This is a genomic window from Paenibacillus sp. GCM10027626, from assembly GCF_042676285.1.
In the GTDB taxonomy this organism is placed as follows: domain Bacteria; phylum Bacillota; class Bacilli; order Paenibacillales; family Paenibacillaceae; genus Paenibacillus_Z.
The window spans coordinates 89,970-103,507 of the sequence record NZ_JBHTHC010000014.1 but is presented as its reverse complement, the minus strand read 5'-3'; the positions used below and the strand labels follow the sequence as shown (position 1 = coordinate 103,507).

Here is a 13,538-nt window from a genome sequence, read left to right as displayed (position 1 = left end):
TTAAGCCCCCTAGTCCCCTTTCTGCGCAGCCTCAGCACATATAAGCAGCACTTACTGGCGCCTTTCGCCCCGCGCGCTTCTGCCAGCTGCTGTGCCCGCCTAAATGCTGCCATGCTGCCAGGCGCGCTGAAATTAACTGCTCAGATTTTGCTCCGCATCTATATTGTAGGCTGTAATAATTTTTTGTACCAGTGAATGCCGGACAACGTCCTGCTCCGAGAAAAATATGAATCCGATTTCTTCAATATTTTTTAAAATCCGCTGCGCCTCGATCAGGCCCGATTTTTTGCCGCGCGGCAAGTCGATTTGCGTTACGTCGCCGGTGATAATCATTTTGGAGCCGAATCCGAGCCGGGTCAGGAACATCTTCATCTGCTCTGGCGTCGTATTTTGCGCTTCGTCCAAAATGATAAAAGAGTCGTCCAATGTTCTGCCGCGCATATAGGCGAGCGGCGCCACCTCAATGATTCCGCGTTCAAAAGCTTTCGCCGTCTGCTCCGGCCCCAGCACATCATGCAGCGCGTCGTAGAGCGGGCGCAAATAAGGGTCAACCTTTTCCTGCAGATCGCCAGGCAAAAAGCCCAGATTTTCACCAGCCTCAACGGCCGGGCGCGTGAGCATAATGCGCTTGACCGAACCAGCCTTCAGCGCGGCAATCGCAAGCACGACTGCCAAATACGTCTTGCCGGTGCCTGCCGGTCCGATACCGAATACGATATCCTTCTTATTAATCGTCTTCACATAGTGACGCTGTCCGATCGTCTTAACGCGAATCGGCTTACCCCGGTACGTCGACGTAATTTCTGCTTTAAATAAATCCAGCAGTTGATCGGCTTCCAATGTCCTCGACAGCTCCAGCGCATACATCACATCGCGCTCGCTCGGCGTATAGCCGCCGCGAAACAGCTGCTGCAGCACAACATAGAGCTGCTCCAGCGACTCGACCTCGGCAGCAGGGCCGGAAATTGAGATTTCAGCCTCGCGCGAAGTAATCTTCGCCTGCGTCTGCTCCTGAACGAGCCGCAAATACTTGTCCTGTGGGCCGAATAAAGCGAGCCCTTCTGCTCCGCTTTCTAGCGGGATTTTCACTATCTTCGTCTCATTTAGCAAAAACGTCATTCTCCTTGCGTATGAACTAACGGCCTTTCAGTCGCGATTGACTGCTCTACTTCAAAAAGCACTTTCATATAAACTTTACCATTGTCCGTCTTTTCATGCAAAATGTTTTCCGCGCGAATCTTCGCTCCTGGCCCATTTTTCGCCAAAACATCGGCTCTGGCCTGCTCTAATCCGGCAATTTTCGCTTCTTTTGGTTCAATGGAAATCCGCTCCTCCTGCACTTCGCGGATCACTTCCTTCATTTTGCCAAAGGGCAGCGTGCCTGTCCGCCAGGTCGCCAGCTGCATGTCGCGCTCGGTCTCGTACTTGTCGTAGTTTATTGCGCCAAATCCGCTCACCCGCACCGCCCTGCCGCCAATAACCGCGTACCAGCGCGTTGTCATTTCCCCCGTATAACCCTTCTCTATTCGTTCCAAAGGAGAAGCAATATTGTACTCGTGCCAGACAAGCCCCTTTACTTCACCTTGAGCGATCACATACATCGTATTGTTTTCATCGCCAAGAATGCCGGAGATAAGAATATCTCCCTTTTTCACTCTGGCATTGCGCTTAACGAGCGGCCGTCCCGTCTCCGCCATAATATCTGTAACAACCGCGTCGGTCGTCGCGACTAGATGGCGCGGGCTGAGCAGCGGCTTATCCTCCGGCTTTGTCGATTCAACGACTTTGATCGATACTTTGGTGCCTTTCTTCTCAACGCCGACCCAGGCTACTCCCGGTATTTTTTGCGACAGCTTTTTGGACAGCATATCCGTGTCCGCAAGGCGGAAGGACCATTGAAAAGGATAAAGTCCTTCTTCATGGGCCGCTTTAAGCACCTGCTCCTCAGAAATCGATTCAACTCCGGTAACCTCCACCGTCCAAACAAGCGATGACAGCACGTACATTCCAATAAAAAAGAGAATGAGGCCGACTCCAAAAAAAAGCCGCTTCTCCAGCTTCTCAAACCAAAACGGCATGCCATGGCGAGTTAAGATGTGGAGACGACAGCCTGTCTTCTTCAAAAGCGGCTTTAACCGAAAAAAATCCCGCAGCGTCACTTGGCATAACAGCTCTCCACCGCTTGTCCGACTAATAGACCAGAGCTGCAATTTGTCGGCAAGCGCCCGATTGACCAGCTCCTCCATATTTCCGCCGCGAATCTGGATCGTAACACTTCCGCGCAACCATTGCAACCATGAGGCGTTCATGCCTAGTCCCCCCAACCATTATAGTGTAGCATCCTAATTGATCAATCCCGTATTTCAATCTGTTTGATTACCCCTTCGATGAACACCTCTTCCGTCCAGATCGTTCGTATAACAAGCCCCTCGCCAATAACGTCGAGCTCCCCTTTACTAAGTGCAAGACGAAGCTTTTCACTGGAAAAATGGAGGACCCCGCGATGATTTTCAATATAAAGCTGGCGGTCGCCGATCAAGGTCACTCTAGGCAAATCGAAAACGACATCTTGTGGCAGATCAAGAATTTCAGCAGCCATTTTGCGTAGTTTGCGGTTAATGCGCCCCATAGCAGCAAACGCCCCTTTCCCTGTACTGTACCAAATTATGCGGCAAAGACTGGTTTTATGAGACCCGATCAAGGTTCAGGGCAACAAAAAAAGCCTTGCGGCTGCTTATAGCAGCCCTGCAAGGCTTCTCATAAAATGGAGTTATCCCTCTAGCGTCTGAACGGCTTTTTGGCTCGCGGCGGCCCAAGCACCTCTGCCATTAATACCGCTTTAGCCAGTTCATTTCGGTTTGCTAAATGGAGCGCAGGAGATTCCTGCGTTGTCTGCGGCGCTTTATCGGTACTGTGAGCTGCCGGCTGACGCCGCTCGGGCTCCGTCTTCAGCTGCGCTCTGCGCTGCTCCAATTCCTCCTGCTTTGCCCGAATATGATCATAGCTTCTTGGCTCGGCGCCCGCGAAGCCGCGCGGCTGATCTGCCGCCGGCCGCTCAGGCTCCTGCCAGCGGTCATCATCATCATCATCGTAATCGCTGGAGTAAGGATTACCCCGTTCTGCGGACGGATTTGCTTTTGGCCGGTCCATCCCGAGCGGCCCGGAGCCGCCAAAGTCCGGCATTCGCTTTCCGGCATTGCCGCCTTTCCTTTTGGAAAGAAGCGAAAACAGGAAGCCGAGCGCAATGATGACGAAGTAAATGTTTTTAGTCAGAAACGAAATAATATCTTCGATCTCCATCGTTCCACCTCCCGGTCGGTGAGATCACTGCAAGCGGCTTAGCGATCTTCCTTCTCGTTCTGAGATGTTCCCTCCGGACGGCCGATTGAACTGCGCATTTGCGTATCGGCTTCGATATTTTTCAGGTTCATATAATCCATAACGCCGATTTTTCCGCTTTTCAGCGCATCGGCCATAGCAAGCGGCACTTGCGATTCCGATTCGACAACGCGGGCGCGCATTTCGACGACTTTTGCCTTCATCTCCTGCTCCTGCGCGACAGCCATTGCCCGGCGTTCCTCGGCTTTTGCCTGAGCGATCCGTTTGTCCGCTTCGGCTTGCTCCGTTTGCAGATGAGCGCCGATATTTTTGCCTACATCCACATCGGCGATATCGATGGACAAAATTTCAAACGCCGTGCCTGCATCAAGCCCTTTGCCAAGAACGGTGCGCGAAATCATATCCGGATTTTCCAGTACATCCTTGTGTGAGTCCGAGGAACCGACCGTCGTAACGATCCCCTCGCCGACCCGGGCGATAATCGTCTCTTCTCCTGCGCCGCCGACCAGGCGGTCGATATTGGCGCGCACCGTGACGCGTGCTTTAACTTTAACCTCGATGCCGTCCTTGGCAACTGCCGCAACGATAGGCGTCTCGATAACGCGCGGATTAACGCTCATCTGCACGGCCTGTAGAACATCCCGGCCGGCCAGATCGATCGCCGCGGCGCGTTCGAATTCAAGTTCAATGTTAGCGCGCTGCGCTGCAATGAGCGCATTAACGACACGGTCGACATTGCCCCCTGCCAGAAAGTGACTTTCAAGCTGATTGATCGTTAACCCAAGACCGGCCTTGGTCGCCTTGATCAGCGGGTTGACGATCCGGCTTGGCACAACGCGGCGCAAGCGCATGGCCACAAGTGTAATGATCCCGATCCGAACTCCGGACGCTAGCGCGGAAATCCAGAGCATAATCGGGAAAAAGCTAAGAAACACGGACAGCGCAATAAGCGCCAGTACAACAATAATAACAATCATTATCGTCGGATCCAAATCCACATAAATCCCTCCATCGTCTATTGTTCAAGCTTTGCTACTGGCATTGTCTCACAACTACGCGCGTACCTTCAACCTTAATTACCTCAACCCGCGTGCCAGCGGCAATAAATTCGCCTGATGTTACGACATCAATCCGTTCGTCGCCGAGTTGCATTGTACCTGCCGGACGAAGCGGTGTCAAGGTTTGGCCAACCTGGCCGAGCAGTTCCACCTTGTTTTCGTTGGATACATAGCCTTCCTCTGTCGTAAGAGAATCGCGCAAAATAAATTTGTTCCATACCCCGCGGCTCTTGAAGCGCTGGGCGACAAAAAATACGACGATCGCCGCTGCGATCAATGCCGCAAGCAATGACCAAAGCCCGCTTTCCGCATTGGGAGAGGCCATTACGACACCGGCGATAAGCGAAGCCGAGCCAAGTATGCCTAATATGCCAAAGCTGGATACAAATAGCTCGCTTATAAGCAGCACAATGCCCAGAACAAAGAGCACGACATCCTCCATGCCCGCAAAACCGATAATATAATGCGCAAAGAAATAAAGCCCGAAACCAATAATCCCGATAATGCCCGGAATGCCGAAGCCCGGCACGATCAATTCGATCGCAACGCCGGCAATACCGAGAATCAGCAGCAAAGTTTTGACAATTGGCGATGTCAGAAACTGTCCAAGCTGCTCCAAAAAGGTATGGCCCACTTCAACAACTGTGCGGCCGGACAAATCAAGATGCCGCAGCACCTCTTCGATGGATGAAGCCTTAAACTCGGCATAGCCTACCTGTAACGCTTCATCTGTCGACAATGACAATATTTCTCCGCGTTCCTTTGTTTTGCCCAGTTCCTTTATATCTACTTTCAAGTTCGGATCGACCATCGCCGCCGCAACATCGGTGTTGCGGTTGTTCAGCTTGGCCGCCTCGGTCATCAGCTTCGTCCAGGCCGAAATGGTCTTCGGATTTTCAATCAAATTCCCTTGGCCGTCGACGACCGCCGCTGCGCCGATAGCACTGTTATCCTGCATGGCAATCTGATCGGCATTCAAGGCAATATAAGTGCCCGCCGAGAATGCTTTGCCTTTTACAAAAGCAGTAGTCGGAACTTTGCTGTTACGCAGCAGCTCGCCGATTTGCTGAGCGCTGCCAATCTCTCCCCCGAATGTATCCAAAACTAAAATAACCCGTTCGGCACTGGCCTCTTCCGCTTCCTTGTATGCCCGTTTCAAATACGATTCCAATCCGGATTCGATCGTCTGCTCTGCATGAATGACATATACTGCAGGCCCCGCAGCTTTCGATTCGGCGGATACGGCGGAAGCGAGAGCCGCCATCGCCATCAACACACTCATCATTAGCAACATGGCGCGGAGAAGCCGCTTATTAATGAATGCAACTGATCGTTTCAATGCTGTCACCTCCTAATATTGATTGCGGTTCACGAAGCAGTTCACATTTTCGCCATATATACTACTACGCAGTATCGTCCGCAACGTTTCATTTTTAGACGAACCGGGGGCAGTGGCTCATTCTATCCCGCTCCTGACTCTTTCAGTCTGAAGCACAAATGTCGCCCTCTTCCTTAAATAATATATCTTATTATGCTAATCCCGCTTTATTCTGGCCCAAAGCCGGTGAGATGTCAACACAAATAACGGATCCGCTCCCGCAGATCCGCGCCAAATCGCAAAAACACTCCCATTAAGGGAGTGTTTGGCTGTAAGCCTATGTTATTGCAGAAATTGCTGCACAAGCGTATTTACTAGTTTACCATCAGCACGCCCTTTAACTTTAGGCATCAGGGCTGCCATGACTTTCCCCATCTCGGCTTTCGAAGAAGCACCGGTTTCCTGGAGGGTCTGCTGAACAATCACTTTGATCTCTTCCTCGGTAAGCTGGTCGGGCAGGTATACACTAATAATTTCAATTTCTGCTGCGATATCTTTCGCAAGATCGTCGCGGCCGGCTTTTTTAAATTCTTGGAGGGAATCTTTACGTTGTTTGATCTCCCGACTGAGTATGTCAAGGACTTCATTATCGTCAAGAGGACGTTTCAAATCAATCTCCAGATTCTTGATCGATGAACGAATCATTCGAATCGTCGTTAATTTGAACTTCTCCTGATTTTTCATCGCTTGCTTCATATCGTCGTTCAATCGTTCGCTAAGGTTCATTGTGGAAGGATCCTCCTAAAACTTTCTCTTACGCGCAGCCTCGGACTTTTTCTTGCGCTTGACACTAGGCTTCTCATAATGCTTGCGTTTCTTCACCTCGGCCAATACGCCATCCTTTGCGATAGAGCGCTTGAAGCGGCGGAGTGCAGCATCGATTGTCTCGTTTTTGCGAACTTTTGTTTCAGACACCAGTTTTCCCTCCCTCCGAAAACAGACCGTCCAAGAAAAACATACACGGTTTATCAAACTACATTATATGTCATAAGGAAAGCCAGTGTCAACTTTGAGCGGCGCTCTTTAACACATTTCTATCCATTTTTTCTGTTAGGCTATGGACATCGACAATTTCTCTCCGCCAAGCAAATGAATGTGCAAGTGGTAGACAAGCTGACCGCTGTCCGGGTTGCAATTATTTACCAGGCGGTAGCCGGATTCGTCAACCCCCAGCTGCTTTGCCAATTGGCGCGCCACGGAAAACAGCTCGCCGATCAGCGCATCATCCTCTGCCGTCACATCATTCATCGTCGGAATATGTTTTTTCGGAATGATCAAAATATGTACCGGCGCCGCTGGCTGAATATCGTGAAAAGCGACAATACGTTCATTTTCAAACACTTTATTGGATGGCAGCTCGCCTGCGATGATTTTGCAAAAAATACAAGACATCATCAAAACCCCCTCAATTATAAATGGTGCGCGATTTCTTATACATTAATCATATCGAAAAAAATGCCGAACGTCCATGAGATCTGCAAGTAAAATGCGTTAAAAACGGCCATTATAAAAAAAGCATTCCAAAACCGGACAAAAGATGAGAATTTTCTAATTCAAATCTAATAAAAAGACTGCAACCTTTGTCACCCGTCCGTTTACGCTCTTCGTGGAAAAATAAGTATTTTTTTTCGTGGTATACTGTTGTCACAAAGCTTATGACGCGAATTGTTGATGAAAAATATATGAATCTGGATTCCAAATGGAGGATATACTGCGAACTATGAGAACAAAAACCCTCTTCAAAAAATTGGTTATTTTATCTTCAATCAGCTTCGCTGCACTTACATTAGGAGCAGCACAAACAGAAGCCGCTACTGACGAAACTCTGGATTTGGTCTCAACCGGCAAAGAATATATCGGAACTCCATACGAATTCGGGGCTGAAAGCGGATCCACCTCTTCATTCGATTGCTCTTCGTTTACACAGTTTGTATTCAAGCAAAATGGAGTTTCCTTGCCGCGTACAACATCTTCCCAGGCACTCGTCGGGGAAAAGGTAGAGAAAAGCGAGCTGAGCGTGGGTGACCTCGTATTTTTTAAAACAAACGGCAAAAGCATCAGCCACGTCGCGATCTATATCGGCGACAACAAAATTTTACATAGCGCGTCCAGCAAGGGCGTTTCCATTGCCGATATGACCTCGTCCTATTGGGAACCAAAATTTGTCACGGCTCGTCGGGTTAGCTTGTAAACCCGCGATAACTACAACAAAGGCTGCTCGATTGTCTTCGAGCAGCCTTTGCTTGCTAAAATCCCGCGGACTTTCCGGGCAATGTTGTGTTTTGTGACAAATTCCCCTTCACACTCACGCAAAAAAGCCATCCCGCTTAGTTGCCCACTGCAGCAAGATGGCTTTTTCTTTGCTTAAAATTGTACCTTCAGCTGTTTAGGCTCATTCATAGCCTCGACCAGCTTGCCTGCCATCTCCACCCACTTGCCGCCTGCTTGAACCGTAAGCGCAATCGACGACGTCATCGTAGATTCGTCATAATCGAACGCTTTGACCGCCTCTTCCAGCTTCACATAGATCTCTTCGATCATTTGCAAATACTGCCGCTCTTCCGAGGTCAGCTTGCCTTCATGCGCCCCCAGCTGAGTGAGCGTCTGACCCGCCTCGGCAAGAAAAGCGGCCGTATCCCGGTGAGCATATTTAAACGGCTCTGCGTTATTTTGCTCAGCCTCTGCAACAAACCGCTCCACGTCACCGGCAGCACCATAAGCAAATGCCAGCTTGCTCTTGGCGCTTATTCGGGCAGGCATGCTCTCATCTTCCAGCAATAGACGAACATTAGCGATGACCGCCCTAAAATGCTCCTTGGCTGCCATCCCTGACTCAATTATGGATATCCCGCGAGCGGAGCGCTCCTCCTGCTTATATGTGATCATCTTACTGTACAATACAACATTGCCTATCACACTGAGCAAAATAATTAGCAGTAAGGCCGGTACAAAATATGTACGTTTTGTTTCTGTTTCTTTAAACTGCTGACTCACAAACGCTCCCCCTTCATGCATACTCCTTTTAAATTACCGTTTTTCATCCAAAGATGCAATGACGGTCTCATGAACGTTTGTATCGTTTACATGCTTTCAAGCAGTACCGAGCTTCCCTGGCCGGAAGGCTCGGCTGCGGTGACGATTAACCGGCGAGGGAGCCGCGCCCGCAGCTCGGGAACATGAGAAATTACCCCGACTGCCAGCCGCTCATGGTGCAGCTTCTCCAAGGCAGTAATGACAGTCTCAAGCAGCTCCGGATCGAGCGTGCCGAAGCCTTCATCCAAGAAGAAAAATTGCAACGGATATTTGCCCCGCAGCTGAATTTGACCGGACAATGCCAACGCAAGCGCCAATGAAGCCAAAAAGGTTTCGCCGCCAGACAGCGTCGATACCGGCCTGCGGAGTCCGCCATTGGCATCGTCCCGAATAACGAAGCCTCCGCCGGAATCAACCTCTAAAGCGTAGCGCCGCTTTGTCAGAAAGCCTAGCCGCTCCGACGCCGCCCGGCATACCTGGACAAGCTGCTCTTCGGCGACATATTCCACGAACGCATTTCCCCGGAAAACGGTTTGCAGCGCTTTTAATCTGCCGCTTAAAGCTTCCATTCTGGACCGAACTGTCTCCAGCTCTTCCCAGCGTATATTTTTCCTGTTCAGCTCTTCCCAATCCCGCTCGCTTTTGGCAGCCTGCTGTACAACCGCTTCGTGCCTGACCTTTGCCTGCCCCAATCTGTCAACTGCCACTTGCCATTCCTCCTCAGTAACTGACCGTCCAGCCAACTGATCACGCAGCAGCGCCAGCCGCGCCTGCAGATGCTGCTCCTGCTCGCGAAATTTAGCCGCTTCTGCGATCATCGCTTCCTGCTGAGCCAGCAATGGACGCAGGGAGGCCACCTCGCCCGCCTGCTCGAATGGCGAAGCGGCCATCGCCGCTTGCAACAATTCAGCCGTTTCCTGCTGACGGCGCACTGCCGCCTGCTCACCTTCGAGCGCTGCGCTTCTGGACTCCGCCGCAGCTTGCAGCGACTGCTGCGCTGCCTCATGGTCCGCTTGCAGACGCTTCACCCTCCCTTTCAGCGCGGCAAGCTGCTGTTCAACCGCTTGTATAAGTTGACGGGCAGGAGAGCCCCCTGTCAATGCACCCAGCCGCTCGTTCTTTTCCTGCAGCTGCTGCCGCAGACTATCCAGCTTGGATTGAAGCTCCACTTCCGCGAGCCTCGTTTCCTGCAGTTGCTCCCGCAGCTGCACCAATTGCCGCTTCGTATCCTCAATGAACGTTACACTGCGCTCAATCCGTACGCGCAGCTCCTCGGCTTTCTTCTCGCGCGCCTCATAGCCGTCAAGCAATTGCTGCGCCTGCTCAGGCTGCACCTCCGGGCCGAAGGCTTGAGACCATTGCGCCAACAATGCATCCATTTCCAGCCGCTGCTGGTTTTCCCGCCCAGCAATGCCGGCATGCAGGGCAGCTTGCGTATTCTTTGCCGCCAGCGCCGCTTCGCAGCGGCGGGAAAGCTCGGCAAGCTGCTGCCTTTGCCGCTTTATCCGCTCCTCGTGTTCGTTCAATTGCTGCCCGAAAGTTTCGATCGCATCAGTGGCTTCGGCAACAAACCGTTCATATAAGCCGCCTGCCGACGAATGATACTCCGCGATTGCCAGATGCTGCGCCGCTGACTCGTAAGCTGCCGCAGCCTCGTTTTGCATGACATTACCGTCCCATACGATCGTTTCATCCGGCAAATCGTCCGCCAGACGCTGCAGCGCTGCATCGGATCTTGTACGCAAAGGCGAAAGCTGGAGCAGCAGTCTTTGCGTTTGCAGCTGCAAGCCCTCCCACATTGCCGCTTCGGCAGCTTCGATAGGGGAAGAAACGGCTTGCCGCACATGCGGATTTGGATGTTCACAGGAGCCGCATACCGGACACGGGGCTCCTTCGCGCAAGCCTGCAGCCAGTCGTTCGGCGAGCTGTGCGCGCTCCTCCTCTGCCTGCGCCTTCCGGGACAGCTCCAGCATAGCCGGCAATTTATCCGTTGCAGCGAGAAGCACTTCCTCCAGCGCCGCGACTTCTTTACTAAAGGGCAGCAGCTGCTGCCGGCTGCCGGCAAGCGCACCCACGAGAGCCGAATGCTCGGCGGCCACAACTTGATAGCGGCTAGTCAGCTCTGCAAGCCGGGCGGACTCAGCCAGCGTCTCTTGTCTTACCGCTTCAAGTCTCGCTCTGGCACCCTCCAGCTGCAGCAACTGCCTGCTCATTAAGGAGCGGCGTTCACGCTCAGCGGAGGTCAGCTCGGCCAGCTTCAATTCCACCTTCAATTCATCCTGCTTGATGATTGCCCGCTGCTCTGTACTTTCTGACTTTGCAAGCTGCTGGCGCAGGCCGGATATACGTGCCGTTACTTCCTGTCCGCGCCGCTCAGTCTCCGCAGCTTGCTCCGCAAGCAGAGCGCAGTCGTTTTCCAAGCGCACCGCTTCTCCCAGGCGCTCTAATTGCTGTGCGAGTTTGGGCTCGGCATCTGATGCTTCGGCTGCTGCCGCTGTCCATGCCGCCGCTGCCGTCTCTGCTTTCTCCTTGCACTCCTCATAGACATGAACCGCCGCTTCACGGCGTTTTACCGCCAGCTGCTGCGCTTCCAGCGCGCTTGCAGCTGCATCGAGCACCGGCATGACTCGCTCGGCGGCCGCTAATCGCGTAAGTTCCTGCTCCAGCTTGGCAATGCGGGGAGCGTCGGCAATCAGCTTGCTTTGCTCCGCCTCCTGCAGCCGTAGTGCTTCCTGCCGCTCGCGCACATCCAGCCGTTCCGCATGCTGCTTCTCAGCGTCATCCAGCTCGCGCTTCACTTCAGCCGCAAGCGCTCCCGCCGCTTGAAAGCGTTCAGCCGCCTCAGCTACCGCCGCAGACGAAGCATTGCCCAAGCCTTGCTGCTCGGCCAGCGCTTCCTGCAGCGAGGAGTCGGATGCCTTCAACCGCAGATTCAGCTTGAGCGCCAGGCCGTCGCCAAACCGCTCCAAGCGAAACAGCCGCTGCAGCATTTGCCGCCGGTCCTTGCCTGTAAGCGACAAAAACTCGGCAAACTTTCCTTGCGGCAACACGACCGCGCGCGTGAAATCCTGCATGTTCAGGCCGATCCGCTCTTCTACCGCGCGCGTCACATCAGCCAGCTTATCGGCCAAAACGGCCTCCCCTTGCGCTGTAATCTCGACAAACCGGCTTAATGTATTGCTTACGGTCACTTCGCCGCTTCGTTTGAATTGACGCTCGACACGGTAGCGCTTAATCTCGCCCGCGCCGCTCAGCTCGAATGAAAAGGAGACCGCCAGCTTATTTTCCCCCTGATTCATAATGCCCTGTGTACCGCTTGCCGCTCGCTCCACTTTGCCGTACAGCGCTAGCGTCATTGCATCGAGAATGCTGGATTTTCCGCTCCCTGTCGGTCCGAAAATACCAAACACTCCGGTTTCGCATAGCCGCTCAAAATCAATTTCCTGCTGCTCTCTGTAGCTTTGCAGACCGCTTAAACGGAGCTTCAGCGGCTTCATAGCCCCTCTCCTCCCTTCACGCACTCTTCACCATCGCCTAAGCCGTCCGGCTCATCGGCTATCAACTCGAGAAAAAGCTGCACCAGCTCCGCCTCCGCCTCTGCCCCGCCGGTCTGCTTTTTATAAAAGCGGCGGAACAGCTCATCGGCAGGCAGCTCTTCACGCGGCCGCTCCAGCTCTCCCTGATGTTCCGTCATTTCCGGATAAACGGGCCGAATATGAATAAACCCGTCCCGCAATTTGCGGAGCTGTTGAATCTGCTGCATGGTCATCATCTCAGTCATCCATATATCGAGCTCGATCCAGCCGCGCTCGTCGCGCCCCTCCTCAATCCAGCGCTGCACCTCAGCCAGACCGCCTCTCGCATCCCAGCGCACCAGCGGCCTTCCTGAATTGAGTAGCAGCTCACGCGGCGCAACCGGAACTCCGGGAGCAGCATCAAAAATAGTAACCGATTTTGCTTGTCCGGCTTCCGAGAAGCTGTAGGCAAGCGGCGAGCCGCTGTATCTGATCGTCTCATCGCCGGCAACGCGCTGCGGGCGATGCAAATGTCCAAGCGCCGTATACTGCGCTCCAATTCGCAGTGCCGCGGGATCGACCGTATAGGCGCCGCCGACTTGAATCGGCCGCTCCGAATCGGATTCGGCCCCGCCTAGTACATAAATATGGCTCATCGCCAGGTTGACCGTATCGGCTCTGAAATGAGACGCCAAACCTTTCATTAGCGCTCCTACCCGTTCCGAATACGCGCTGCGCAGCGTCCCTTCATCTGTATCCTCGCTCAGCAGCTCGCGCAGCCGCGCCTCTGACGGGTAAGGCAGCGCGGCAATAACCGCCTGCTCCCCTGTACGCGCGATGTTGATCACGAGCGGCTCAGCCGCCGGCATCCCAATCAGACGGATTCCGCTGCGAGCCGCGAGCGGCGAAGAGGCTGCTACCCGCTCCGGATGGTCGTGATTGCCGGCAATAGCGGCAATTGTTGTCCTGCCTCCGTCCGCAATCCGGGCCATCGCCTCATAGAACAGCTGCTCCGCGGCCGCCGGCGGATTTACTGAATCATAGACGTCTCCAGCCAGCAAAACAAGGTCAATCCCTTCATCGCGCACGATGGACGTCAGCTCATCGACGAACGCGGCCTGCTCCTCCAGCCGGCTTCGCCCTTCAAGCGTACGGCCGAAATGCCAATCCGCCGTATGCAATATCCGCATTTTCCCACCCCCGCAGCCAATACTG

At 53.2% G+C, this 13,538-nt stretch carries 13 protein-coding genes; 1 reads left to right on the top strand and 12 read right to left on the bottom strand.

Translation table 11 applies throughout. The annotated features are described in order from the left end of the window. Window positions 1–132 precede the first annotated feature (132 nt). The 9 genes from ACFQ0N_RS24515 to ACFQ0N_RS24475 form a co-directional block, all read right to left on the bottom strand. Entirely contained in the window at window positions 133–1,110 is a 978-nt protein-coding gene (locus ACFQ0N_RS24515; RefSeq protein ID WP_379331227.1) for a PhoH family protein, read from the bottom strand. Window positions 1,111–1,115: 5 nt separating this feature from the next. Then, window positions 1,116–2,309 (bottom strand): sporulation protein YqfD, encoded by a 1,194-nt coding sequence (gene yqfD, locus ACFQ0N_RS24510; protein ID WP_379331225.1) that lies wholly within the window; start codon window positions 2,307–2,309, stop codon window positions 1,116–1,118. A gap of 41 nt (window positions 2,310–2,350) precedes the next feature. Then, a complete protein-coding gene (yqfC, locus tag ACFQ0N_RS24505) occupies window positions 2,351–2,629 on the bottom strand; it encodes a sporulation protein YqfC (RefSeq protein WP_379331223.1) in 279 nt (92 codons plus the stop codon). 149 nt (window positions 2,630–2,778) lie between these two features. After that, window positions 2,779–3,300: a hypothetical protein gene (locus tag ACFQ0N_RS24500; RefSeq protein WP_379331221.1), complete on the bottom strand. Its 522-nt coding sequence runs from the start codon at window positions 3,298–3,300 to the stop codon at window positions 2,779–2,781. Between the two features lie 38 nt (window positions 3,301–3,338). Beyond that, a complete protein-coding gene (floA, locus tag ACFQ0N_RS24495) occupies window positions 3,339–4,316 on the bottom strand; it encodes a flotillin-like protein FloA (RefSeq protein ID WP_379331429.1) in 978 nt (325 codons plus the stop codon). A gap of 55 nt (window positions 4,317–4,371) precedes the next feature. Then, window positions 4,372–5,736: an NfeD family protein gene (locus tag ACFQ0N_RS24490; protein WP_379331219.1), complete on the bottom strand. Its 1,365-nt coding sequence runs from the start codon at window positions 5,734–5,736 to the stop codon at window positions 4,372–4,374. A 321-nt stretch (window positions 5,737–6,057) separates the two neighbouring features. Continuing rightward, window positions 6,058–6,501 (bottom strand): GatB/YqeY domain-containing protein, encoded by a 444-nt coding sequence (locus ACFQ0N_RS24485; RefSeq protein ID WP_379331217.1) that lies wholly within the window; start codon window positions 6,499–6,501, stop codon window positions 6,058–6,060. 15 nt (window positions 6,502–6,516) lie between these two features. Beyond that, window positions 6,517–6,690 (bottom strand): 30S ribosomal protein S21, encoded by a 174-nt coding sequence (rpsU, locus tag ACFQ0N_RS24480; RefSeq protein WP_005547957.1) that lies wholly within the window; start codon window positions 6,688–6,690, stop codon window positions 6,517–6,519. Window positions 6,691–6,825: 135 nt separating this feature from the next. Continuing rightward, window positions 6,826–7,167, bottom strand: a complete 342-nt coding sequence (locus ACFQ0N_RS24475; protein WP_379331427.1) for a histidine triad nucleotide-binding protein — start codon at window positions 7,165–7,167, stop codon at window positions 6,826–6,828. A gap of 307 nt (window positions 7,168–7,474) precedes the next feature. Here ACFQ0N_RS24475 and ACFQ0N_RS24470 point away from each other — a divergent pair, with 307 nt between their 5' ends. Next, window positions 7,475–7,966, top strand: coding sequence for a C40 family peptidase (locus ACFQ0N_RS24470; protein WP_379331215.1), 492 nt, complete (start codon window positions 7,475–7,477; stop codon window positions 7,964–7,966). Window positions 7,967–8,139: 173 nt separating this feature from the next. Here ACFQ0N_RS24470 and ACFQ0N_RS24465 read toward each other — a convergent pair whose 3' ends face one another. The 3 genes from ACFQ0N_RS24465 to ACFQ0N_RS24455 form a co-directional block, all read right to left on the bottom strand. Next, entirely contained in the window at window positions 8,140–8,769 is a 630-nt protein-coding gene (locus ACFQ0N_RS24465; RefSeq protein WP_379331213.1) for a hypothetical protein, read from the bottom strand. A gap of 86 nt (window positions 8,770–8,855) precedes the next feature. Continuing rightward, window positions 8,856–12,305: an AAA family ATPase gene (locus ACFQ0N_RS24460; RefSeq protein ID WP_379331211.1), complete on the bottom strand. Its 3,450-nt coding sequence runs from the start codon at window positions 12,303–12,305 to the stop codon at window positions 8,856–8,858. Further along, window positions 12,302–13,513 carry an exonuclease SbcCD subunit D gene (locus ACFQ0N_RS24455; protein ID WP_379331209.1) on the bottom strand — a complete coding sequence of 404 codons (1,212 nt, stop codon included), beginning with the start codon at window positions 13,511–13,513 and terminating at the stop codon, window positions 12,302–12,304. The genes ACFQ0N_RS24460 and ACFQ0N_RS24455 overlap by 4 nt, the downstream gene beginning before the upstream one ends. Between the last annotated feature and the right edge of the window lie 25 nt (window positions 13,514–13,538).